Source organism: Sphingobacterium thalpophilum (genome assembly GCF_901482695.1).
In the GTDB taxonomy this organism is placed as follows: Bacteria; Bacteroidota; Bacteroidia; order Sphingobacteriales; family Sphingobacteriaceae; genus Sphingobacterium; species Sphingobacterium thalpophilum.
Window position 1 is genome coordinate 1400533 of sequence record NZ_LR590484.1, and the last position, 24017, is coordinate 1424549.

General features: G+C 44.0%; 22 protein-coding genes. 6 read left to right on the forward strand and 16 right to left on the reverse strand.

The window, feature by feature from the left end; genetic code table 11:
• Positions 1 to 147: 147 nt before the first annotated feature.
• The gene (locus FGL37_RS06040) at positions 148 to 1014 is read left to right on the forward strand and encodes a helix-turn-helix domain-containing protein (RefSeq protein ID WP_197734452.1); all 867 of its coding nucleotides are present in this window, start codon (positions 148 to 150) and stop codon (positions 1012 to 1014) included.
• Positions 1015 to 1134: 120 nt separating this feature from the next.
• Positions 1135 to 2484, forward strand: a complete 1350-nt coding sequence (locus FGL37_RS06045; RefSeq protein ID WP_028069209.1) for an amidohydrolase — start codon at positions 1135 to 1137, stop codon at positions 2482 to 2484.
• A gap of 138 nt (positions 2485 to 2622) precedes the next feature.
• Here the strand turns inward: FGL37_RS06045 and FGL37_RS06050 are convergent, their stop codons facing one another.
• The 6 genes from FGL37_RS06050 to FGL37_RS06075 form a co-directional block, all read right to left on the reverse strand.
• Positions 2623 to 3672 (reverse strand): acyltransferase family protein, encoded by a 1050-nt coding sequence (locus FGL37_RS06050; protein WP_028069210.1) that lies wholly within the window; start codon positions 3670 to 3672, stop codon positions 2623 to 2625.
• Positions 3673 to 3799: 127 nt separating this feature from the next.
• On the reverse strand, positions 3800 to 4660 hold the full coding sequence (gene rfbA, locus FGL37_RS06055) for a glucose-1-phosphate thymidylyltransferase RfbA (RefSeq protein ID WP_028069211.1): 861 nt from the start codon (positions 4658 to 4660) through the stop codon (positions 3800 to 3802).
• A gap of 46 nt (positions 4661 to 4706) precedes the next feature.
• Complete coding sequence (gene rfbD / locus FGL37_RS06060) at positions 4707 to 5549, reverse strand: dTDP-4-dehydrorhamnose reductase (protein ID WP_028069212.1); 843 nt, start codon at positions 5547 to 5549, stop codon at positions 4707 to 4709.
• A 123-nt stretch (positions 5550 to 5672) separates the two neighbouring features.
• Positions 5673 to 6230: a dTDP-4-dehydrorhamnose 3,5-epimerase gene (gene rfbC, locus FGL37_RS06065; RefSeq protein ID WP_028069213.1), complete on the reverse strand. Its 558-nt coding sequence runs from the start codon at positions 6228 to 6230 to the stop codon at positions 5673 to 5675.
• 2 nt (positions 6231 to 6232) lie between these two features.
• Positions 6233 to 7288: a dTDP-glucose 4,6-dehydratase gene (gene rfbB / locus FGL37_RS06070; protein ID WP_028069214.1), complete on the reverse strand. Its 1056-nt coding sequence runs from the start codon at positions 7286 to 7288 to the stop codon at positions 6233 to 6235.
• A 208-nt stretch (positions 7289 to 7496) separates the two neighbouring features.
• Entirely contained in the window at positions 7497 to 9473 is a 1977-nt protein-coding gene (locus FGL37_RS06075) for a polysaccharide biosynthesis protein (protein WP_232048645.1), read from the reverse strand.
• Between the two features lie 396 nt (positions 9474 to 9869).
• Here FGL37_RS06075 and FGL37_RS06080 point away from each other — a divergent pair, with 396 nt between their 5' ends.
• Entirely contained in the window at positions 9870 to 10667 is a 798-nt protein-coding gene (locus FGL37_RS06080; protein WP_051606725.1) for a tyrosine-protein phosphatase, read from the forward strand.
• 18 nt (positions 10668 to 10685) lie between these two features.
• On the opposite strand, the gene FGL37_RS06085 is transcribed toward FGL37_RS06080, so the two are convergent.
• The 9 genes from FGL37_RS06085 to FGL37_RS06125 form a co-directional block, all read right to left on the reverse strand.
• Positions 10686 to 13508 carry an MSCRAMM family protein gene (locus tag FGL37_RS06085; RefSeq protein WP_138096698.1) on the reverse strand — a complete coding sequence of 941 codons (2823 nt, stop codon included), beginning with the start codon at positions 13506 to 13508 and terminating at the stop codon, positions 10686 to 10688.
• A gap of 12 nt (positions 13509 to 13520) precedes the next feature.
• Complete coding sequence (locus FGL37_RS06090; protein ID WP_028069216.1) at positions 13521 to 14597, reverse strand: hypothetical protein; 1077 nt, start codon at positions 14595 to 14597, stop codon at positions 13521 to 13523.
• The gene (locus FGL37_RS06095) at positions 14581 to 15396 is read right to left on the reverse strand and encodes a fimbrial biogenesis chaperone (protein WP_028069217.1); all 816 of its coding nucleotides are present in this window, start codon (positions 15394 to 15396) and stop codon (positions 14581 to 14583) included. The genes FGL37_RS06090 and FGL37_RS06095 overlap by 17 nt, the downstream gene beginning before the upstream one ends.
• Before the next feature lie 91 nt (positions 15397 to 15487).
• The gene (locus FGL37_RS06100; protein WP_051606645.1) at positions 15488 to 16078 is read right to left on the reverse strand and encodes a hypothetical protein; all 591 of its coding nucleotides are present in this window, start codon (positions 16076 to 16078) and stop codon (positions 15488 to 15490) included.
• A gap of 216 nt (positions 16079 to 16294) precedes the next feature.
• A complete protein-coding gene (locus FGL37_RS06105; RefSeq protein WP_028069218.1) occupies positions 16295 to 16822 on the reverse strand; it encodes a hypothetical protein in 528 nt (175 codons plus the stop codon).
• 108 nt (positions 16823 to 16930) lie between these two features.
• Entirely contained in the window at positions 16931 to 17761 is an 831-nt protein-coding gene (locus FGL37_RS06110; RefSeq protein WP_051606647.1) for a helix-turn-helix domain-containing protein, read from the reverse strand.
• 153 nt (positions 17762 to 17914) lie between these two features.
• Positions 17915 to 18286: a hypothetical protein gene (locus FGL37_RS06115; protein ID WP_138096700.1), complete on the reverse strand. Its 372-nt coding sequence runs from the start codon at positions 18284 to 18286 to the stop codon at positions 17915 to 17917.
• 105 nt (positions 18287 to 18391) lie between these two features.
• Positions 18392 to 18895, reverse strand: coding sequence for a hypothetical protein (locus FGL37_RS06120; RefSeq protein WP_138096702.1), 504 nt, complete (start codon positions 18893 to 18895; stop codon positions 18392 to 18394).
• A 5-nt stretch (positions 18896 to 18900) separates the two neighbouring features.
• Complete coding sequence (locus FGL37_RS06125; RefSeq protein ID WP_028069221.1) at positions 18901 to 19638, reverse strand: hypothetical protein; 738 nt, start codon at positions 19636 to 19638, stop codon at positions 18901 to 18903.
• 129 nt (positions 19639 to 19767) lie between these two features.
• Between FGL37_RS06125 and FGL37_RS06130 the strand changes: the two genes are divergently transcribed.
• The 3 genes from FGL37_RS06130 to FGL37_RS06140 all read left to right on the forward strand — a co-directional run bounded on the left by FGL37_RS06130 (position 19768) and on the right by FGL37_RS06140 (position 23314).
• Complete coding sequence (locus FGL37_RS06130; protein WP_138096704.1) at positions 19768 to 20082, forward strand: hypothetical protein; 315 nt, start codon at positions 19768 to 19770, stop codon at positions 20080 to 20082.
• Between the two features lie 329 nt (positions 20083 to 20411).
• Positions 20412 to 21023 carry a helix-turn-helix domain-containing protein gene (locus FGL37_RS06135; protein WP_138096706.1) on the forward strand — a complete coding sequence of 204 codons (612 nt, stop codon included), beginning with the start codon at positions 20412 to 20414 and terminating at the stop codon, positions 21021 to 21023.
• A 182-nt stretch (positions 21024 to 21205) separates the two neighbouring features.
• Positions 21206 to 23314 (forward strand): GAF domain-containing sensor histidine kinase, encoded by a 2109-nt coding sequence (locus FGL37_RS06140; RefSeq protein ID WP_160169471.1) that lies wholly within the window; start codon positions 21206 to 21208, stop codon positions 23312 to 23314.
• A gap of 82 nt (positions 23315 to 23396) precedes the next feature.
• On the opposite strand, the gene FGL37_RS06145 is transcribed toward FGL37_RS06140, so the two are convergent.
• On the reverse strand, positions 23397 to 23876 hold the full coding sequence (locus FGL37_RS06145) for a helix-turn-helix transcriptional regulator (RefSeq protein ID WP_028069225.1): 480 nt from the start codon (positions 23874 to 23876) through the stop codon (positions 23397 to 23399).
• Positions 23877 to 24017 lie beyond the last annotated feature (141 nt).

Sequence of the window (24017 nt, forward strand, 5' to 3'; positions counted from 1 at the left end):
CCGGCACGATTCAGGACTGCGCATTGCACTGCTGTCAGATGCAAATGTATACTGAATTTAGGAAACAATTGGGAAAAGGACCAGGGTTAATTTTTGACGCCAGGGCCTCAAAAGCTCGGACCAGTTTTGTATTTTAGGTCAGAGATCATGATCATGGATAAACGCAATACTAACATCTGGGCGCCAGTCATTGGGCTGGACGGTTTCCGTAAAGGACAAACGGCTGGCCGCGAGGAACTTCTTTTCAATGAGCTGCATGGGGAAAGGGTGATCGATAAGCCACATAAACATGATTTTTTTATCCTCAATTTATTCGACAGAGCCTCTGGCACACATACGATTGACTCCATAGACTACCCGATCAAAAACCATCAGGTGCATGTGCTGTTCCCCGGTCAGATGCACAAATGGCATATTTACGATGGCACCATTGGCTATCAGCTGATGATTGACCGGGCATTCTTCGAGCACTTTGCGCCCTTTTTCCGTTTTTCCTTTACCAACTACCAAAATCATCCGGTAATTGACTTGACGACCGAAGCTTTCGAACAGCTGCATTACGAATTTGAGTCCGTAAAAAAAGAGCTGGAACGCGAACATTCACTTATTCCGCTAATCACGGCGCGCGCCGGAGTGATCGCCGCCATCGTCAGCCGGGAGGCCGAACATGTTTTTACCGAATTCAAAGTGTATCAGAACGTGCCACGGCTGGCCCGGTTTAATATGCTGATTGATGAATTCTTTAGGGAACAGAAGATGGTCGCCTTTTATGCCGAAAAACTGCATATCTCGCCCAACTACCTGAATATCCTCTGCAAAAGACACCTCAGGATATCAGCCACACAGCTGATTCACCAGCGTATCTGTGTGGAAGCCAAACGCCTTCTGCAAAGCACAGAGTCCTCCATCAAGGAAATTACCTATTCGCTGGGTTTTGCAGATCAGGCCTACTTCTCCAATTTTTTTAAGCAGCAGACAGGTATGAGTCCCAGCGATTTTAGAGAGAAGAGATAAATCACACAAGAAATGGCAGAAATTGCCCAGCAAATAGCGGCATTCGGTTATCTATCTTTGTATTGAGCTGGCACACATGATGAATCAGCTGCAGCAGGTGATGACACAAACAGAAATCAGATGAAACCAATAGCCTTGACACGCAAAGAATTTATACGCAATACCGCCTTGACATTGGCGGGCAGCACGTTTATATCAAGTACGTTATTCGCAGATGAACAGCAAGAATCTTCCCTTTCATCGAATCAGACCGGACAATTAAGCACGACCGCTTACACCCTTAAAAACGTACTGCTGGAAACGGGCTTCGATTATGATGCAGGAGGCCATGTCCTTGCTACCAAGACCGCACTCTTCTCCGTACGCATCGAATCCGGTAAGATCAAAAGCATCGGTCCCAACAGCAACGATCCGAATGCCGTTGACGCCAGGGGCATGCTGATGCTGCCCTCGTTTAGGGATATGCACATCCATTTGGATAAAACATTTTATGGTGACAAGTGGCAGGCGGTACGGCGCGGGGCCGGCGGTGTCAAGGGCATGATTGCTCTCGAACAGCAGTTGCTGCCCGAACTCTTGAAAAACTCAACCTTTAAAGCCGAAAAACTCATTGAGCTGCTGCAGTCCAATGGCACCGGCTTTGCGCGCAGCCATGTCAATATTGAGCCGACCTCCAAACTGGACTCCCTGCATCACCTGCAGCTTGCACTGGACCACAAGAAAGATAGTTTCGGAGCCGAACTTGTCGCCTTTCCGCAGCATGGTGTTTATTATACCGATACGGTGCCCTATCTTAAAGAAGCCGCAAAGACCAATATCGATTATATCGGCGGTGTAGATCCCTTCACCATTGACGGCGCTATCGAGAAGACCATGGATTTCACGGTGCAGCTGGCGCTTGATCACGATAAAGGGATTGATATTCATCTGCACGAATCGGGCGAGTCTGGATTAAAGACCGTGGAATATCTGATCCAGAAAGTGGATGAAAATCCAGCACTCAAGGGCAAGACCTTTTTGAGCCATTGTTTTGTCCTCGCTAAGCTCGACAAAGCCAGGCAGCAGGAAATCGCCGAAAAGCTGGGTGCGGCACAGATCGGCATTGTTTCCACCATTCCATTTGCCGGCCTGATCATGCCTATTCCGACCTTGCTGGAAAACAAAGTTACCGTGATGACCGGCAACGACAGCATTGTCGACCATTGGAACACCTTCGGTACCGGCAGCGTGCTGCAAAAAGCTAATTTGGCGGCCCAGGTATATGGACAGGTCACTGAGTATGGCCTTTCGCGCATGCTCAAACTAGCTACCGCCGGCCCCATCCCACTGGATGATAAAGGCAGACAACAATGGCCAAAGGCCGGTGACGAGGCCAACGTGGTGCTGATCGACGCGAGCTGTTCAGCCGAGGCGGTCTCCCGCATTTCACCCGTCAAATCGCTTATCCATCAAGGCAATATAGTCTTTTAAGTGCTGCCAGCACAAACCGCAGCACGTCATTTGGAGATCACAGCGTCGTTGCAACGTGTACATCAGGATCGGCGGGAGCTGCGCTGTGAATACGGCTGTTGCAGTGGCAAATTCTGGCGTAGAGCTACAAAAAGTTAGCTAGGCCCCGCGACTAGGGAGCTTAAAAAGTTTCAGCAATCGAGGTTCAATGCATTCGGACAGTAGATATGCCACAGCCAGCATCAGCAAGGTCACCGATGTAACAAGCATATATTTATTCAGGTATGGATGTAGGTGATTAAACAGAATAAAGCCGATATGCTGGTGAATCAAATATAAAGGATAGGTCAGCATACCAACTTTGACCCATTTGGCTGAATTGAGTCCCTCTAGCCGATTACAGGAAACGAGCAGCATCAACGCATAAAAGAGCACCAGGGTACTGCCAATGATATAGGGCGAAAAGTCGCTGTGGAAGGTTCGTTCCAGCCAGTGGATCCGGCCTACCGCACCGTCAATGGAAAGGTAAAGGCAATAGAGCAGCAGGAATACATGTTTCAGCTTCAGACCCTGCAATCGGATCTGGCAAAAGATGATCCCTGCTATAAAATACGCGCTCCAGTCTAGGATAAAAAATTCATGTAGCGCATCATAAACTAGCGAAGGACCGACAAACAGATGCAGGCTTGACAGCAGCAGCCATCCGTAGACCAGATAATCCAGGCTGATTTTCCTGAACCGGTTAATAATCAATAATATGGCAATAATCAGGTAAAATTTCAGCTCAACATAGAGTGACCAATAGGCACCATCAATATCCCCTACGCCAAATAACTTCTGTGCCATTGTCAAATTGGCCAGCAATTGCGAGAAGGTAACCTGATATCGCGGAGCTCCCCAAAAGTAAGTCACCCCACATGTCAGCAACAGGCAGAGCCAATACATGGGGTAAAGGCGCCTGAAGCGTGAATAGCAAAATTTGGATAGGGAAAGATGTTTGATCGAAAAAGCGATCACAAAACCGCTGATCATAAAAAACAGATCCACCCCCAGGTAATTATACTTAAAATACTCGCCGACCCCATCAAAGCGCAGTAAAGACATGTTGCCGGCTTTATAGCCCCGATAAAGATAATGATAGAGCAGCACAGCGGATGCCGCTATAAAGCGAAACAGGTCAATTTGATAGATTCTTTTCGATGCTGTCATATAGAGTATTGAGCGCAAAGATAGCGGATTGGGACTGTCTTGCAGCAATTGTACATAGAAGGCTTACAATGGTATTTTTATACGATAAAACAAAATTCTACTTGTAAGATGATACTGGCTGAAACGATTATAAAGTAATCCGTTTTAAGTATTCGCCATAGCCTGATTTGCACAAAGGCTCAGCGATTTTCAATAATTGGGGCCGGTCAATATATCCCATGCGGTACGCTACTTCTTCGATAGCACCGATCTTCATCCCCTGCCGTTCTTCAATGACCTGCACAAACTGGCCGGCCTGCATCAACGACTGTATTGTTCCGGTATCCAGCCAGGCTGTACCCCGATCGAATATACCTACTTGTAGTTTTCCCCGACGCAAATACTCGCTATTGACGTCAGTGATCTCCAGCTCCCCGCGCGCCGACGGTCGGATGTTTCTAGCAATGGATACCACTTCATTATCATAAAAATAGATTCCCGGAACGGCATAGTTTGATTTAGGCTGGGCCGGCTTTTCTTCGATGGAAATCACTTTTTTGCTGGAATCAAATTCGACCACCCCATAGCGTTCGGGATCATGTACTGGATACGCAAACACAATACCACCATCCGGATCTGCGCTCGACTGCAGGAGCTTTGACAGCCCTGATCCGTAAAAGATATTGTCCCCAAGGATCAGCGCCACCTTATCGTTGCCGATGAAGTCTGCTCCCAAAATAAAGGCCTGTGCCAGTCCATCTGGACTAGGCTGTTCTTTATATTCAAAACGGCAACCCAGCTGAGACCCGTCCCCGAGCAGTTTTTGAAAATTGGGCAAATCCTGCGGTGTGGAGATGATCAAAATCTCACGGATACCCGCAAGCATCAAGGTAGATAATGGATAATAGATCATCGGTTTATCATAGACCGGCATCAGCTGCTTGCTCACAGCCAATGTTAAGGGATGTAAGCGGGTTCCTGACCCGCCCGCTAATATAATTCCTTTCATTTTTATGATGGGATTTAGAGAGTTCCTAACACTTCTTGATATAGCTTCATTCGTCCAGCATACGCATCAAGCTCGACTTCCAATCCGGCACCTCCACAGCATAGGCTGCCTTTATCTTGGCTTTGTCCAAAAGAGAATACTGTGGACGTTTTGCCGGAGTCGGATAAGCGGTGGTCGGAATGGGTGTGACCTTACAGTCAAACGAACGGATATCCCTTATAGCTACAGCGAAGTCATACCAGGAAATTTCACCTTCGTTGCTGTAATGGTATATCCCAGCCTGCCAGTTTGGCGAATCCGCAATTTTCAAAATTGCCTTTGCCAGATCAGCAGCATACGTAGGGCTTCCGATCTGGTCATTGATCACCCGCACCTCATCCCGTTCTGCCATCAGCCGGCACATAGTCTTGACGAAGTTTTTACCAAAGGATGAATAGACCCATGAAGTGCGGATAATAATTGCCTCTGCACACCACTTTTGGATGGCCTTTTCGCCCGCCAGCTTAGTCTGCCCATAGACATTTACAGGACCAGTCGGCGCATCCTCCTTCAAAGGCACCGCTGAGTTGCCATCAAAAACATAATCTGTAGAGACCGCGATCAGTTTAGCCCCATGGAGCCGGCAATACTGGGCAATTTCTTCACAGGCGAGATGATTGACCAGATTGGCCAGACCGGGCTCGTCCTCAGCCTGATCGACCGCTGTGTAAGCGCCGGCATGAATAATGAGATCTGGCTGATACATGCCTAAAATATCCTGAATCAATTCGGTCTGATCCAGCGGCAACTGTTTACGGTCCAAAAAATAGCACTCTTTTTCGCTGCCTGGCAACAGCTCCCGCAATTCAGACCCCAACTGTCCGGAGGCCCCTGTAATGACGATCTTCATCTATCTATATTTTTTTGTTCTCTCAGTATACAAAGCTGTTTTTGCACAAACGACATGCCGCAAATGATATAAGTTATACCCGTCATATAGCATGGCACGAAGGTGACAAAAGCGTTAAAGACATTAAGCCTGCAATTTATCACATAGTTCAGCAAAGCGCTGTGCTTCTCTGTCCTTTTGCGAAAGGATCATCTCTTCGGGCATCAGCTGCCAGTCAATGGCCAATTGCGGGTCCAAGGGATCTATACCGTCTTCCGACTCCCTATTGTAAGCGTTGTCACATTTATAGAAAAATACAGCTTGCTCGGAGAGGACCGAAAAACCATGTAAGAATCCACGTGGAACGAAAAGCTGTTTTCTATTTTCGGCAGAGAGCTCTACTGCGACATGCGCTCCGAAAGTTGCTGACCCCGAGCGGACGTCTACCACCACATCCAGCACTCGCCCTTCTAATACGCGCACCAGTTTAGCCTGTGCATGCTCACCGGTCTGCATATGTAATCCGCGAACGACACCATATTGCGATTTAGACTGATTATCCTGCACAAATCGCGGTGTATATCCCAAAATGGGTGTCAGTTTATTTTCATTGTAGGATTCAAAAAAATAGCCTCTCTCATCCTCAAATACCGTCGGCTCCAGGATAAAGCAGCCCATGAGTTTAGTTTCTGTATACTTCATAGCTATGCGCCGTTGTACTGCCTGTTATAATAGTTCTCATAATCTCCCGACGTCACATGGTCCAACCATTCCTGATTGGATAAAAACCAGTCGATGGTCAGAGACAGTCCTTCTTCAAATGTCACCGAGGGTTTCCAGCCCAATTCCTGATTAATTTTGGTGGCGTCTATCGCATAACGCAGATCATGTCCGGGACGATCTTTCACAAAGGTAATCAGTGCGGCCGAGGTACCTTCCGCATGACCAAGTTTGATGTCCATCTGTCGGCACAACTCCTTGATCAGATCAATATTTTGCCATTCGTTAAACCCGCCGATATTGTACGAATCTCCATTTTTGCCGTCATGAAACACCAGATCTATTGCTTTGGCATGGTCAATCACAAAAAGCCAGTCGCGCGTATATTTACCATCACCGTAGACGGGTAGAGGTTTATTATTTAATATATTATGGATACAGAGTGGGATTAGCTTTTCCGGAAAATGATTCGGCCCGTAATTGTTTGAGCAATTGGTCAGGACAATTGGTAATCCATACGTGTCGTGGTATGCGCGCACAAAATGGTCCGAACTTGCTTTGGAAGCAGAATAAGGTGAATGCGGATCATATTTGGTATCCTCTGTAAAAAAGCCTGTGTCGCCCAGCGCTCCGAAAACCTCATCCGTGGAGACATGGTGAAAACGCTTCCCTTCAAAATTATCTTTCCACAGCTCCCGTGCGGCGTTCAACAAATTTACAGTACCGATAACATTGGTCATCACAAAAGCATTCGGGTCAGTTATTGAGCGGTCTACGTGCGACTCAGCAGCCAGGTGGATTACGCCATCCGGCTTATATTGATCAAAAACAGCTCGAACAGCCGGCTGATCGGTAATATCAGCTTTCACAAAAATATAGTTAGCATAGCCTTCGATGTCTTTCAGATTTTCCAGATTGCCCGCATAAGTCAGGGCGTCCAGGTTGATAATCTGATAATGGGGGTATTTAAGGACAAATTCGCGCACGACGTGCGAACCAATAAATCCTGCTCCACCTGTAATTAATATTTTTTTACTCATATGATTCGGTTATCGGCCAGTTCTATCCTGAACTGGTCTCCGGAAGTTACTGTAAAATTAAATTCCACGTTAAAATTAGCTTGATTTTTATTAATTGACAAGTTTTATCCGCCACAGTCACCCTACAAACGCAAAAAGTCCTAGGATTAGGACTTTGTTATTTATACAGGAATCTATTTTCTGCCCTGTCTCCTTGTCATGGATGCTTTTATGCTTTTTTGGACAACGTATAGACAGGCACCTCTTCGACCAGCTCCTGCTCAGCTAAACCATCCAGCACCTCGTATTCAGAGTTCTGGGATTTAAATTCTGGGACAATCTGCTTCATGCCGGCCACTAGCTTCATAAAATCCGGCAACTGCTGATCAGCGTCAACAATCTGCTGGCAGAGTGCGTTGATGCGTTCGGCTTTCAACGGCAATTCATCATGATTTACCTTGGCAATCATAATTTTAGGGTGATGCGTTTTGACCGTGTTCTCATTGTTGGCCAATAGCTCCTCATATATTTTCTCTCCGGGCCGCAGACCAACGATCTTAATATCGATATCTTCGGGATAACGGTAGCCTTTGAGCTTGATCATTCGCTTGGCCAAATCCATGATTTTGACAGACTTGCCCATATCAAAGACAAAAATTTCTCCACCTTTGCCCATGACACCCGCTTCCTGTACCAGCTGGCAGGCTTCGGGTATCGTCATGAAGAAACGCGTGATCTCCGGATGCGTCAAAGTTAGCGGGCCGCCGTTTTCCATTTGTTTTTCAAAGAGCGGGATGACCGAACCATTTGAACCCAATACGTTTCCAAAACGGGTAATGATAAAGCTGGTGCTGGACTTGCCAGTGCAGCTGCTGACATAGATTTCGGCCATACGTTTAGTGGCCCCCATAACATTGGTCGGATTGACAGCCTTATCTGTAGAGACCATCACCATCTTCTTGGCACCGTATTTCATACAGAGATCGGCGACAATCTTGCTACCCAGCACATTGGTCTGAATAGATTCATACGGATTTGCCTCCATCAGCGGCACGTGTTTGTACGCCGCCGCATGAAACACCAGATCCGGTTTATATTGTGCAAAGATATTCTGCATAAACGCATAATTACGCACATCCGCGACGATGCAATGCAGATGCTCTGGCTGTGTCGCCTTGATGGATTGCTGTATATCATATAAGGCGGATTCAGCCTGATCCAGGAGGATCAGTTTTTTATAGTGCCGCCTTGCAATCTGCCGGGCCAGTTCCGAACCGATAGAACCTGCTGCTCCAGTCACTAAGATTACCTTGCCTTGCATTTCTTGCTCAATCTCAGGATGGTCCAGTTTAATAGGTTTGCGGCCAAGTAAGTCTTCAATTTTCAGTGGCCGGATTTCGCGCTTGGCGCCTGAGTTGAGCAATATACGTGCCGGCGGCATAATCTTGAGTTCGAGCCCAAGGTTCTGAAACCAGTCCGATACATATTCTAAACGCTCAGGATCATTATTCTCAACGGCAATAATCACCTGCGTGATATGATGTTTGTCAGTATATTCTTTGGTGATTTCAGTAATATCTTTGATTTTGAGGCCAGCCAGCCTTTTGCCAATGCGCGAAATTTTGTCCTCGACAAAGGCTACGACCTGATATTTTATCCGAGGGTCCTCTTTTAATAAAGAGAAAGAGACCAGTCCCGGCCGCGAGGCCCCAAAGATGAGGACATTCTCCACTTTTCTGGCAGGTAGGAATAAATATTCATAAATCGTTCGGTATACTACACGCGCTCCCACCATCATGACGAGTAGAATACAGGCCTGCATTGTCAAAACACCGTAAGAAAGACGTAAATAGTCTCCAGCCAGCGTCCCTTTATGAAATACGGCTTTAATGCCAAAAGTAAGCAACATCAAAACCAGATAAGCAGCTGCTATTGTCTTGAATATCTTGATCGTGTCCCGAATGCCCGTTTGGCGTACAATCCCTCTGAAGGTATTATAGCACAAAAATAGCACAAAATATACCGGTAATACGAGCACCAGCTTTTTAAGCATAAGCTCAGCGTCAAATACACCCTTGAAATTATTAACAACGTAATTTGAAAACACATAACTGGCAAAGACGAACCACATATCGATCAACAAAATGACCCACCGCGGATTATCCTTGCGCAAACGTTTTCTCAAATCCCATAGAGATCCCATCATAGCTTTTTCTTCCTTTTAGTTTATGTTCTTATCAACAGTAGATACTGCAACGAATTAAATATTCCGCACAGCGCATATGGCTCTTTCCAATTTCAGAATAAGAACGCCAAGATAATCAAATTTTAATAATCAATCTACAAAATCATTAAAAAAATAACACCCTACTGTCCATATACAGCATCCACCTATTTCCAGGAGGAACAAGCAAGTATTATACCGAAACTGTTACAAACGGAAGCAAAATAAAAAAACTAAGCTAAACATGTTTCCAAATTTATTCCGATTCGACAAAAATATCGCTTATTCTAAACTGCCCTTCTTAAAAACACTACATTTGGCATATTGTTTGCAAACATATTGAAAGACAAGGAATACCATAAACTTGAATTATATATTATGAGTTTCTTCAGCAAACTGTTCAAAACTACAAGGTCATCGTCTGTGAGGCCCTTAGCCCAGCTGGAATTTCTAGGTGTTGATATGCACAACCATCTGCTGCCGGGGATAGATGATGGAAGCCAGTCTGTAAAAGACTCGATTGTATACATTCAGGAACTTCAGCGCTTGGGATTAAAAAAGTTTATCTGTACGCCACACATTATGGCTGGAGTACATCCCAATGATAAAATGAGTATTGATGCGGCCCAGGCAAATCTGACGAACGGCCTGAGGGATAAAGGACGTGACGCGGACATTTTCGCTGCAGCCGAGCATATGATTGATGATGGATTGCCTACGTTATTGCAACAAGATGAACTATGTGTCATGCCGGGAGGATATGTGCTGATTGAGATGTCTTATCTATCGGAATCAAAAGCGCTTTTTCACACCATTTTGGCCATTCAGAAACTCGGTTACAAACCCGTTCTCGCACACCCCGAACGCTATAATTATTATCATAGCAATTTTAATATCTATAAGCAGATTAAAGATGCAGGATGTCTGTTGCAGTTGAACCTCTTATCGCTTAGCCGATACTACGGGGTTGACTGTAAGGCCATTGCAATGACCTTACTCAAATCAGGAATGTATGATTTTGCGGGCACCGATCTTCATCATGAGCGACACTTAGAAGCTTTAAAAAATATTGCAGAAAAATACCCTGTCCGCGATATGTTAAGAACATCACCTATTCTGAATGAGAGTCTACTTGACTATTTCGACACAGGCAAATCGCAAAACGTCGCAGGATAGGTTTTGAAATGGAAGAGCTTACTGCCCAAACCGTTTGACATTGACCTTTTTTGACTTCACTTTTAACACAAAAGGTTCAAGCACCAATTCGTCACCTATTTCGATTGTGGCTGTCTGTGCTTCAGCATCTGAAAAAACATGCTCTGGAAATTTGGTCGCATCCAAATAGAAACTATAGCGTCCAAGTGGTAGTCCTGCCTCAAATCGTCCATCTTTGTCTACTCGTATCGAAACTGTTGTTCCATTCGCATCTTTCGCAACTATACTGTGTATATCCAGATTAAGGTCTGTTTCAAGACTGAGCCCGGGGGTGTATTCAATATTAATTTTTCCTTTCACAGTGCCGCCACGCTGCAAAGGGACCTGAATCTGCATATTTCCTTGCTGGACAATCAGCTCTTTTGACAATGCCATATATTGTCCCTGCTTGGGAGAAAATAACAGATAAGATCCATAAGGTAGTTTTTTAAATGAAGCATGGCCAGATTGATCAGACACAAACAAAATTCCTTTTATGGTAAAACTATGCGCTGATGCCGGCTGGTCATCTCCATCAAACACGCCATTAAAATTGTGGTCGTAAAAGCAAAAAATCCGTAAATCACCAGTTTTCACTGCTGGACGATTAATGTTTGATCCGTTCAAGTTTTGTCTGATCCCGATCCGGAGATTATTAAAATCATAATTGTATCCAGCTTTTACTGCGCTATAGTTATACTGAAAAAGCCCCGTCACCATTGTATTTTTGAGTACACGATAATTAAAGCTCGCATTGCCTCCGTAACTGTCTCCATAACTATGGCTCTTATTTACACGTGCATTGGCAGACCACTGCAATCTATTTTGTAGAAATTGCCCACCCACACGTGCACCTAGGGAAAATCGGCTACCTAAAGGCCGGCCTAGGACCATGGCACTTACCAGATCAGCAAGCTGAAAGACACCCTCCTGATAAGAAGCAGAGAGGTTCAGGCTTCTGTAATTGTAATTGAGATCCGACCTCAGAATCAAATTACCATTGCCCTGCAATAGTCCTGACACCAATCCCGTCTCTGTTATCAAATTAACACTGTGCTGCATATCCCTGGAGCGAATAGTTAAGTTTGACAATATCCGCCAGGATTCAAATGCAAGATCACGTATGCCATCCGTCAAAGCATACGTACCTTTTTCTTTGTTGTAATTGGGCACCACAGACAAAGTCAGGAACGGAGTTAGCGGTCTGTACATACTCAAATCCCAGCGCGATGACTGACTGGCATAATTCAGGAACCGCTCATTTAGATAACTTGGATTATAACGGTAAAAAGTGTAGCTCAGATTCGTGGAGAGCTTTCCCCACTGACGACTAACCCGCTCTGCCAACTGAAGGGCGCCGCGGCGGTTGCCAGTATAATATGGTGAACTATAAAAATTATCCGCACTAAAATTCCATTTTGCAAGCCTTCGGTCCACGCGCAGCCCCAAGGCCAGGGATGGCATGGACGAATCTCCCGAAGCGACCATCATATTCCGGGACTCTAGACCAGCACCTACAAACATACGCATAACCATTTTTCCCGCATCTTTTTGCTTGAGCAGATCAAAGCTGTTACTCCAAAGTAAACCCGTGGTGCTGTCTGCGGTATTTCGACTGTAAAAAAGCTGCCCTTCATAGCGATAGCGCTCAGGCTTATTCTCCCCGAGTACCAGCTTTCCGAAGACCGTGACTCCTGCTTCGTTTAAATCGCTATAATCAAGGAGATCCACACGATGCTGCAAAATACCAACAGCAAAATTCGCAGCCCTCGAGGTATCCAGATGATCGAATTTTAGTCCCCTTCCGTAAACTGGCGCCTCCATACTTTCCTGAATATGCCCGAGGGTATAGATATTCCTTCCTTTTTGAAAAGAGGCAAAAGTATTGCTCAAGGTTGGCTGTTCCACACCACCGGTCTTGGTCAGATAAGCGCTGTAACGCAGCTGACCACCGATCAGCCGATACTCGCCTTCAGACTGAAGATAGTACGACTGCTGCTCACCAAGCAGATTGTCCATCTGGATATCGATAAAATTACGGGAATAAGCTGCCAGATTGCCTCTATTATCAAACAACTGCTGATAATTTCTGTCCGCAGCCATATTGGACAGCAAGATGGACAGATTTCCGAACACATCTCCGTTTTCATAAAGCCCAGTTATGGCAACGGTATATTGAGCACGCTTTAACATATATTTTTCAACGACAAAACGTAGCATCAATACGGTGTCTTTACCCGCTGAAAGATTAAGGCTCTGCTCCTGAAATTTGGTATTTCCAATACGATCGGGAGATGAGTATAAGAGTTTTAGCTGTTCATCCGTCGTACCGATGTTGATCGCACGAGCTTTTATAAAGATCGAATCACCGACCTGTCTGAGGTACTGTTGTGCAGTAAGATCCTGCAGGATCACTCCTCGTTTTAAGGGGACATCAATGGTCACCAATTTGGTTTGGAGCAAGGTACCCGTAGCACTGCGCAGTTCAATCTTCAGCTGCTGTCCTTTCAATCGAGAAAGCGCCTTACCCTGCAAGCGCTGGCTAAAAAAACGCTTTTTCCCAGCGGGTATATTTACGGGTATCTGCGTTGCCCCCAATGTCCCGAGTCCCTGCGGCAGCACAAAATCGATCCTACCGATAAAAGTTTCCATAGAGGAATTATACAGCTGCAGATCGATGCTATTTAAACCGGCCTCTAACTGGACATGGTCTGCAACGCCTAACTCAACGGACACCGCAGACTGCCCGTATATAAACTGCCCCGCCAACAGAAGCCACCCCAAAAGAAAGCTTTTAACGATATGGTAATATTTGCTGGACACGTTTACATCCGGTTACTGAGGGATCAACAGGTATAACAGCGACACACTATAGGCTCCCGATTTGGATTCGCTCACCTGTCCGGGTGTCAGGTTGGCCCAGTAGCCAACGTTAAATGATTGCACCTGCTTTTTATCAGCCGAAGCAGCAGACAACAACATTTGCTCCTGTGCGCTTAACGAGATCTTAGGATTGGTTTTTATTTTATTCAGACCACCTCCAGGAGTCAGCTGAAGCGATAATATGGACAAAGGAAGAGTACCGCCTCCGTTTCTTACTATTTCCGGTTCCAGTGCTTTTACCCTTAGCTCAAAGTCGGTCACCGAATGTACACGTATTGCATCTGGCATCTGTAGGGCTACCCCTTGCAAATAGTCCTTTTGCGTCGAAAACTGCAAAGTAGCATTTGCCGCTTCAGCAGCAATCTCCAAGCTATAATCAGGCTCCATATCGACCATGGCCCCATCTGTCAGACGCGGAGGCAACTGCATCTCATAATTAATCTCCTGCGTTCCAATTATTTTCCCCTGTCCATTATATAACGTAAACAATAGTGGAATACGATATTTTAAGTAGGTGTACTGGTCAGGGCTAAGGTAGTCATCCAAATACTTTCCTTGCGCTATCGTCAATGCACTATACAATTGATATTGCACATAGTATCTCCCATTGCTACTGATTGGCTGTTTTGCCCGGTCAATTAACAGAACTTCGTTACTATTCTGAAGAACAATTGGGTTGCGGCTAGCGCCAATGCCATCCAGGCGGAAAGCGGGATCATTATTGTCCGCAGTCCAGCGGAGACTGATCTTATCTGGAGGAAAAGTATTGCCACTTCGATTTTTCCCGCCTGCAATAGTACGTATCGGCCCTAGTAACCGTACTCCCAAACTCCAGTCACGTTCGTTAACAGCTGTTCCATTGAGATCAAACTGGAAAACATTAAAACGGTCGCCTGTTGTTTTTCCCAGATAGGAAGTGACTTCGAAATAGTTGTCTGACCAAACCGAAAATCTCAATTGTGCATGGACAGCCGCAGTGAGGAAAATAATTCCGCTCAGCAGACTAAAGGATCTAATTTTTTGCCACATGTTTAAACTCCAGTTCCGCGATCTTTACTACGTCCTGATCGCCATAAAATGCCAATATAGAAGCTAGATAGCTGCCCGATTTCAATGTCTTTGGAATCCCTATATACTGCATGCGCTTATCTCCGGGCAGGCAATAAAAATTAAGATTATCCACGACCGTTTTTTCTCCGGTATCCTGATTTAGGAATTCAGCCCTCATGCGTCCTTCCAGCCATATATTTCCGGTGACTTCGTAACTTATTTCTAAGAACTGGCCCAATGTATCCAGATCCTTGTGTAGCAAATTTGTGATTTCCAGGTCAGGTGCTTCCCTGCCGTTAAATCGGTGATAAACTTTCACCCCTGAACGCACAGCGAGACGGATATTTGCCCCCTCCTGTTTTTCGCGGGCTCTTGGATTCAACTGTGTCACGAAAAGCATGGTTGTATGCACCGGTACATCCGCGCTGAACTTCGCATTCTGCGGTACCTGCATATGCAGCTGCAGACGTTTGGATTCTCCGGGCTTCAAAGAAAAATAAGATTCCGATACCGATAGCCAGTCCGCGCAGCTAGTAGCCAGCGTTCCCTTCGGACTCAAAACGTTATCACCATAGACAGAGTATGCCCAATCCTCGAAGGATACACCAAGTTCAAGTGTATAATCCTTACTTGGATTAGTGACATCCAGAAATTGCGTCTGCGCCTGTCCGGCATCACCTACAAAATAAAGCCTTGGTGGTCCCACAGTTAACCCAGTCTGCGAAAATCCGGCCAACACAGTACATAAAAATAAAATTGAAAAGGTGATCTGTTTCATAAGCTTAAATTCATTGGCCTAAAATATACAAAATACAGGTATCCGGAGATACCTGTATGCGCATGTTTTTCGTAGGGTTTAGGGTCTTTGTTTAATTTGCCGCGATTGTGTATACCACATCAATGGTGTATTTTGCTTTGGTATCTTTGCCGCCATTGCCCAATAGATCTTTTACAGTAGTCTCACTAAGAGGCTTACCGATGTATTTCACATCCAGCTCTTTTCCTAATACAGAAGATTCAGCAGTACTTGTATTTCCAAACGGTCCAAACTCCATGTTCACATCAGTACTTGCGGACTGGCCTCCAACCTGAATTTCCACCAGTTTTTTTGCATCATACGATCCGGCACCATTCCCTGCAACCTTGGTAAAGTTGCCATTTGCAGATAGGGAAGCTTTAATCTTGTACCCTGAACCGACTGAAGACACTTTCAGTTGTTTGGCTACCAATTTTTGCACCCCGTTGGTGTAGTCAGCAGCTTTTTCGTACTTTAAAGTAACCTCATCATCGTAACCCGAAGTGACGCCATTTCCATCATTGCTCTGGCCTGCTCCACTTCCAATTTCAATAGACTGGAAGGGATTCAGTTCGACGTTCAATTTTACCTTTGCAGATGATTGTGCGTTAGCGAAAGACAATGAACCCATAACAGCGATTGCGGCGAAAATAATTTTTTTCATTTTATTTTTTTTATTTTTAAGGTATTAATTCTTTTCATTTATCCTCTTGGGACAATACAAAGGTACATCGCCACTCTCGGCAAAAAGTATGAATTTCGTCCTAAAAAGTATGAAAAGGAGACCTTGTAGTTTCTTGTAGCTGTTCAGCTACAAGGCAATACCTACAGCCATAAAGCTTGATGCAGGAAAGTTAGCAGAAAATAAAAATGGCTGATTTTACTTGGTTTCAATACTATAAAGCACATCATTGGTAAAAGTCACGGCTTTATTCTTTTCCACGTAATTGATCAATTCATTGGCACCGGGGCCGTGATATGATACATCGAAAAGCGCATCAAAAGTAGGTGAATCCGAAGCAATGAGCACTTCCTCCCGTGTTGAAAGTGGATTGGCTTCCATTTTTTTTGATACATGAGCGTTCACCGCCCTTGCTTTCACACGTATGGGCGGAACAGGAAACGCATTCATCTGCTCACCATCAAGTCTGACGAAAGCCTGATTTGCCAATTTAACTTTTACCTCGTAGCTCGACGTACTAAAAATAGAAAGGTGCCTCTTTTGGACAGACTCGACACCGTTTTGATAATCGTCAAGTGTATGATAAGCTAACGTAACAGTCGACTGGTCAGGATTGATCGCCAGGTGTTGCACATCGTGCAATACCACATTCAGCTTGACCGTTGTCTGTGCCGAGGCAGCAGTCGCTATACCCCCCAATGCCAAAAACAATGCAACCTCTTTCATACGCTTTCGTTGTTTTACTATAAATATAACTGTTATTGTAAAAACGAAAGAATAAAGACCAGCGTTTTTCCTTTTTTAGACTGTATTTTTTTTAATACAATACGCTACTTATAATTGCCAGCGCTTACGGTATTCACTGGGAGTCATTCCGATTTCTTTTAAAAAAAAGGTACTAAAATTATTGACATCGGTATAACCAAGTTCCCAGGCTATTTGCTTAATGCTATAGGAAGCCTCTGTAAGCAGCTTTTTCGCCTCGCGCAAAAGTTCCCCAACAATCACCTCTTTAGGGGTCACGCCGAGCGCAGATTTGGTCAGATTGGTTAACTTTTTGCTTCCGATATTGAGCTGTGCAGCGTAAAAGGCCACCTGCTTTTCTTTTTTGACCTGCTGCCGTACCAATTCTTGAAAATGCCTGACCAGGGCAATATCAGAGCCATGCCCCAGCATTTCACCGGACTGCCTCTCCTCCATGTGAATGGCAGCCAGCAGCACAATCTGTTTGACTATATTATAAGCCAGATCTCTATAGATAGCCTGATTATAATTGAGTTTGGAAAGCTTCAGCTGCGTACCTACAAAGTCATAATAAGTAGCGTATTCCTTGGGCACGCTCAGCAATCTATATGTATACTCCTGTTTATTAAATGATTTAAAATTGCGCAGAAAGGCAGCATCAACATCTGTACGGGCAAAAAAACTCTCAGAGAAATAGATAATCAAAAAACCCCGTGTCTCGCTTGGATCGGCATCGATATGTACTCCCCGCGGCACCAATACGAGGCTGTATTCGCCAATTTCAACAATGTCCTGATTAATTTTTACCCTACAGCCGCCAGCAGAGACAAAAAGTACAATATAATTATCTGCTGCCACTGCATCACCCATACCCGAAGACCCCCGCTCTACCCCAATCACACGATGAACTCCAAATTCCATAGATTCTAATTATCGAAAAAACCGCCTGAACACGCTCAATAACAATAGGCCGCACGAATTTAGCAATAATTTACACACAAAAAAAGCGCATCCTTGAAATAAGGATGTGCTTCAATTGAACGCATTAGTCAATTGTGGTATACTGTCAATGTCCTAGTTTCTCACACAGCGGATCTGGAATCCTTTCTCTTTACTATCGCTACCAAAATTGCTCGGTTTATTATAGCCACCGAACTTTACACTTGACGCTGTCGATTCGTCCGCACCGGCAATATCATTAGAGCTCCAATAGAAGGAAGTTCCGCTGTTTAAACCTGGAAAAAAGAGGTATGGCTCCGGATTTGAAGACATGACTGATAAATCAGTACCGCCATAGAACACGCCTTCAGCACCATAATATTTATATTGCCAGTCCGTTGCGGCACCAGCCTCGGCAAACAACGACTCAAAGTCAGCTTTAGAAGGAGTACGCCAAGCCTTATCCACCATTTTACATGGATCCCTGTCGACGTTATATGTCAGCATTTCCTTATAGGTTGGAGCGGTACCCACGCCCACAGGTGTTAACCAATTATAATACCACTCGCTGGCTAGCTGATTTGGTGCAGCAAAGCTATATTTCCCATTGTCCTACACCAAGTTCCCGGGCGCCCAAATATGGCCTCCTGAATTTATTCCTCCAAGAGGAGCTTTCAATGTAAATTCCAAGATGTATTTTACGCCTGGCTTCAGATCCCAGCCGCCCTTGTCCACATCTTTCGCCGCACTCCCACCGATAGATACCCCCTTCAATCGGACGATTCCATTACTCGTTGCCGACGTCGTAATAAAAGTCGAATCCGAATTAATGACCGAACCTGATGTATTTTTCAAATGAAACGTAACTGGATTTACATCCCCTTTAAACGAAAGGGCACCATCGGATAGAGCCACGTCGACAGCAGCATTGGAAGGCTCGATGCTCGCGCCGGCAATACTACCAACTTCGCCTATAGCGGATGCATCAAATTTCAATGACACTTGTGTAAACAAATGTGCTAAATCGGCATTCAGAACGTTTTGACCTTCTTTCACTTCATATTCCACCTGATCCAGCATAAAGTCCTGGTCAGCTGTCAAACCTGTAAAATTCACAGCACTTAAAGTTGCTCCAGCTTCAATCCTTGGCAATGCCTTATTGGTACCCGAAGCATAAATAATAAATGTATATTTACCCGCTTCAATCGCAAAGTCCTGTGCATCGCGTCTTGCGTAAAGGTCTTCGTCTCCTTGTAGACGCCAGCCATATCAAATATCGCGACATAATAAGTTGTCCCCTCTTTTAACGCATGCTGCTCAGCATTTGTGGAAGCAGCTGTTGCTCGATTAGCGGCTCTGATTCCCGAGTAAGACGGCGCGACCTCCTCCTTTAACGTAGCTATCAGGATATATTGATTGTCAAAAGGAATTTCAACAGTTTGCGTCGCTGCTGCATAACTACGACCTACCGAAGCAGTTTTAATAGGGTCAGTTTTAATAGGGTCAGCCTTAATGTAACTCTGTCCTATATTCAAACGCACAGTCGTCCCGGTTTCGATCATAGCCTGACCACTATCCTTGCTACAAGACGAAAGCCACACTGTTAGTAACACGAAAGATGCTAATCTAAGATTTATTGTAAGTTTTTTCATAAAAAGATTGTTTACACCACCAATTATTACACCCCGATTTAATTCCATTCTACATCTTGACTTTGGGTTTCCGTCTGCCATCATTGTACCTTGTACTGACCCCGCCGCAACACTGTATTCAAGCTCCACGTTTTGGGTATTGACACAAGGTGTCTCATAAGGCAAGCGGACATCCGCATTCAGTAAAATTTCTTTTTTTGTTTTCATATTTTATATTTTAAAAATGTATAAAAAGCACCCGCATAGTGTAACAAAAACACTATTAAAAATAAATCCTAAATAACTAACAAAAAGGAAATTACAATAAAAGCCAATACAACTTTTGTCCCTTAAAAGTTGCACGAAGGTATAGGCGATACACCAAATAAATATACTGCCTTCTGGACCAACGACCGTCTATTAGGAACACCGTTGATCGGACTTGGTGTAAATCACTTCCTAGGGCATACAGCTACTGGACTTCTCTCAGTTTTACCGCCTGCCACCGACACAGGCTTTAGATCTTACCGATCAACAAATGCGTTGGCAATAGATTTGTTAGGCAGCATCAATGTCGTTAAATCGTCCCTGATGAACGTGCGTTGCGTGCGCAATACTGCATGGAATGGAAATGCACCAGGCTACAACCCAAATCCAGTTCTTCCGGACTAAAATGCAAATTCCGCTCACTTAAGTGAGCGTGTAAACTAACAATAGGAGCTCATTTTAGAGCTCCTATTGTATCCCATAATCGCCATTTATTAATTCCCATTTTGTAGTTATTTTACTACACCATCCCATTTTTACACGATTTTAGTAAATTTTTACACGGTCATTTCCATTTAGATTTTTTACTTTTGGGCCATCGAGTCATTTTTTTTGCGTTTGGCTTGATAATATTAATGGATAGAATGGGACGAAGGCGTTTGTCCCATTCCTTTTTGTCACGATCAGCAAATACACTCCACTTAGCTGACAGACAACATATTATAACAAAAAAAATGGGAAAAGTTACAAACAATGAATTAGCAACACTGATATCATCAAGGCTGACCACCCTCATGAACCTGACTGGGCTCTCTCTTGACGGCCTCGCGCAATTTACGGGGCTCAATCCCGGACCACTGCGCAGTCATTATAACAAAACGCTTACTATTTCTGTCGAACATGTAGCTAAAATATGCCAGCCATTCTCCATTTCATTGTCTGATTTTTTTAATCCGGAATATACACTAAGTAACAATATTGCCAAAGCGCCCAACCTGTCTCGGTTCAAAAACGAGGTGATGCTGGTGCGGCAAAATTTATTACTGAAAAACACCATCGAGCCCATCGACAAATCCGGTCTTAGCGACCTAAAACAACAACGGGAATTTGTCCGCTATATGGTTATTGCGTCAGACTATTTCTTCGAACCGAAAACGCTGGAACAGATGACTGTAGATTTCCGTAAGGATCACAACATGAATTTTAGCAGCGAAAGGCTATACAGTTTACTCCGAAAATACGTGGGCAACGAAACTCTTCACCGTAAGGCCTTACCCCGCGCTGAATGTGATCGCCCTATTAGCCGTAGACCTTTTTTATATTTTCGGACAAATAAAAATAAGTAATCATTACCGACCAGTTTCGGATAGAAAGAAAATTCTCTTTCTAAACCCTTCAACACACCCTCCAGATAACCAGTTCCAATAACAGTGAACATTCAAAAACATCGCAATGTATGACTTGCTAATCCGAAAGAAAAGCATTAACTTACTATGTATTTATTTTCATTATGGCTCAAGTCGAAAAGATGAATTCAGTCAATTATTTGCCCATACAAACCAGCGGAAGGTTCCTCATCATGGCACCTGATAAAACGATCGTTGGCCTAAGTGAAAACATGCTGACTTCAGGCTCAGATATCCAGAGCTTGCTGGGGATTCACTTACCTACTTTTTTAGAAAGTCTCTTCGATTTACCATCGGAGCTATCGACCATTCTGAATGATATCTCCCAAATACCAACCACTGGAACAACATTTGTTGTTAAAGACAATGACTCTGCTTACTACTTGCACCTCTGTGCACACAAAGGGCATTTTTTTATCCGTATAGAAGAAAAAATAGAAGAAGTCATATTCTCCAAACAAATAAATGCGTTCCATTTTTCTGCCTATGATAATGCGGGAGCTATGTGGCACACATTAATAAATGCGGTACAGCATATATCAGCATTTGATGTGATTACGGTCGCTCAGATTTTTGAAGATCGTACCAGCAAAATATTATATTCGACCTGTACTGAATCATCTTTTGCCGGAAAACTTTTCTCGAAAACCTTTATATCCGACGCCCTTTATACTTTCTTTTCTGGAAATGAATCCGTATATATTCCCGACATGGAAGATCGTGAGCAAAAATTGTGCACACGGCTGTCGCTATCACATATTCCCATAGAATATTCTCCCTTACCACAAAAACCCAAGTTTAGCAAACTGATTGGCGCCAGTTCGACACTAGCAATACCCATTGTCATCAACAATATCTTATGGGGAATCGTGATCGGCATAAACCGACAACCCAAAAAAATTGACTATCAGAAACGTGTACTATGCCAACTGCTGGTCCAAAATGCCGCCATACGTCAAAAACAACTGCTAAACCAAAAAGGAGAAAGCTTTTATGCAATTATAAAAGAGACAAAAAATCAGCTGGATGAACAGCTTACCTCTGGCCGTTCACTAAATTATTGTTTATTACAACATCTAGACAGTATTGCAAGCTTAGCACACGCCGACGGAGTAGCCATTTATCATCATGGCGTGATTACCAAACAGGGTAGTGTACCTTCCAATAAACAAATCAGCAAAATGGTCGATATCATCAGACAGACCGGTAAAAATCTGTTCAAAGACAATAACTTCAGGCTTAAACGCAAACAGTTATTTGACGAACCGCTACGTATTGCGGGAGTAGCCGCATTGCGTGTAGCAGATGAAAGAGACCACTGGATTATATGGTTTAGAAACGAAAGTAAATTTACGATTTTGGAACTCGAAGAATCCAAAGCGATAAAAGATGATGAGAGTAAACAGGAATTTATTCTCACCGAAACCGAAATACTGGACACCGCGATCTTTTGGAACGATGAGGACATCTCATTCATGAAAAGTTTAGATAGAATGATCGGTAAAGCAGTATTTTTAAGAACAAAAGAAGAAGCTAAGACCCGTGAAATCCTTATCAGTACCAATAATGAGCTTCAGATGATTACACATACATTATCCCATGATTTAAAAAATCCGCTTTCTTCAGCGAAATTGAGCGTTGCTTTTTTCCAGCGCCAAGCCGAATTATCCCAGATGCATCAACGATGGTTATCAAATCTAGAGGAGAGTGTAAATAATATGGAGGAAATCATCAACAAAACGGTGGAATTTATGCGCTCCAAAAGTTTTTCCTTTGTTAAAGAGCAAATTGCTATACACCTTCTTATCCAGCCGATTTTTGAAGAGTGCAAAATAAAATACGACAATCCTACATGTCTACTTTCAACCGCGGATTTGCGTCCTGTCTACGGAGAGAAGGGCACGTTAACCCAGATTTTTTCCGCCATTATCGGGAATGCCGTACAATACTCAGCTCATTCTCAGGATCCTGAAGTAGAAATTAACAGCATAGTAAATGCACAGGGAATTGTCTATACCATTAGTGATAATGGTATTGGTATCCCTGAAGAGGAACTATTCAAAGTTAAATCAGCTTTCTACAGAGCACAAAATACGCCGCCTACCACTAGCGGATCTGGCATCGGTCTGACGTTGGCCAGCCGGCTAATGCAGATGCTCGGCGGAGATCTGCGCCTCGAAAGCAAACTTGGAAAAGGTACTACGGTCAGACTGCGTTTTCCAAATGAATAATACCGGTAACGTCTTGGCGCAAACCCGGGTATTAACAAAACGCAGCCGTATTAATGCGGAGATGGCCGCGTTTTTTATTTGATTAAATATTAACTTTTATCTTTTCACGCATCCAGCTGTTAAAATCTTCGTCCGAAGGGATGTTAAACTTCTTACGCAATCTGTTTTTCCGTACCTGCACTGCACGTATGGTCACAAAAGTATATTCGGCAATGTTTTTGGTCGAGAAATTGAGGTAGGCCATGGCGCAGAACTCCAGTTCTGTACTTCTGATCTTTGGATCCATATCCTTCAGGGCCTCTATAAACTCAGGATATAACTCACTGAACAAGATCAAGAACTCAGGGTTATTACTCTTAGCGAGCGCCAGCAAATTATTGAACTTATTTTCTTCTACTTGTTCAGAAAGTTCCTTATTGTTTATCGATAGCATCTTATTCACATTCTCCCGTTCAGATAATGCATCTTCATGTTTTCCCTGGAGCCGACGTTTGCGATTCGCATTCCAGATAAAATAAATGCCCGTCAACAGTAGTCCGCCACCAACAAAACTCAGTATCAAAGTATATCGTCCTGCGTTACTTTCATCTTCTCTCTCCCTGGATTTAAGAATGTGACTAAGTACCAGATTTGTAATCTGCTGTTTTTTATGTCGAGTGAATCAGACAGGTGGTTGTACTTGCAATACAATACACACCTACAT

Bases quoted from the DNA above. Each gene is read 5' to 3' on its own strand.
- FGL37_RS06125 (WP_028069221.1), bottom strand. From the start codon at position 19,638: ATGAAAACAAAAAAAGAAATTTTACTGAATGCGGATGTCCGCTTGCCT.
- FGL37_RS06100 (WP_051606645.1), bottom strand. From the start codon at position 16,078: ATGAAAAAAATTATTTTCGCCGCAATCGCTGTTATGGGTTCATTGTCT.
- FGL37_RS06115 (WP_138096700.1), bottom strand. From the start codon at position 18,286: ATGCTGACATATAACGTCGACAGGGATCCATGTAAAATGGTGGATAAG.
- FGL37_RS06090 (WP_028069216.1), bottom strand. From the start codon at position 14,597: ATGTGGCAAAAAATTAGATCCTTTAGTCTGCTGAGCGGAATTATTTTC.
- rfbA (WP_028069211.1), bottom strand. From the start codon at position 4,660: ATGAAAGGAATTATATTAGCGGGCGGGTCAGGAACCCGCTTACATCCC.
- FGL37_RS06040 (WP_197734452.1), top strand. From the start codon at position 148: ATGATCATGGATAAACGCAATACTAACATCTGGGCGCCAGTCATTGGG.
- rfbC (WP_028069213.1), bottom strand. From the start codon at position 6,230: ATGAAGTATACAGAAACTAAACTCATGGGCTGCTTTATCCTGGAGCCG.
- FGL37_RS06045 (WP_028069209.1), top strand. From the start codon at position 1,135: ATGAAACCAATAGCCTTGACACGCAAAGAATTTATACGCAATACCGCC.
- FGL37_RS06095 (WP_028069217.1), bottom strand. From the start codon at position 15,396: ATGAAACAGATCACCTTTTCAATTTTATTTTTATGTACTGTGTTGGCC.
- FGL37_RS06140 (WP_160169471.1), top strand. From the start codon at position 21,206: ATGAATTCAGTCAATTATTTGCCCATACAAACCAGCGGAAGGTTCCTC.
- FGL37_RS06105 (WP_028069218.1), bottom strand. From the start codon at position 16,822: ATGAAAGAGGTTGCATTGTTTTTGGCATTGGGGGGTATAGCGACTGCT.
- rfbD (WP_028069212.1), bottom strand. From the start codon at position 5,549: ATGAAGATCGTCATTACAGGGGCCTCCGGACAGTTGGGGTCTGAATTG.
- FGL37_RS06080 (WP_051606725.1), top strand. From the start codon at position 9,870: ATGAGTTTCTTCAGCAAACTGTTCAAAACTACAAGGTCATCGTCTGTG.
- FGL37_RS06135 (WP_138096706.1), top strand. From the start codon at position 20,412: ATGGGAAAAGTTACAAACAATGAATTAGCAACACTGATATCATCAAGG.
- rfbB (WP_028069214.1), bottom strand. From the start codon at position 7,288: ATGAGTAAAAAAATATTAATTACAGGTGGAGCAGGATTTATTGGTTCG.
- FGL37_RS06050 (WP_028069210.1), bottom strand. From the start codon at position 3,672: ATGACAGCATCGAAAAGAATCTATCAAATTGACCTGTTTCGCTTTATA.
- FGL37_RS06075 (WP_232048645.1), bottom strand. From the start codon at position 9,473: ATGATGGGATCTCTATGGGATTTGAGAAAACGTTTGCGCAAGGATAAT.
- FGL37_RS06110 (WP_051606647.1), bottom strand. From the start codon at position 17,761: ATGGAATTTGGAGTTCATCGTGTGATTGGGGTAGAGCGGGGGTCTTCG.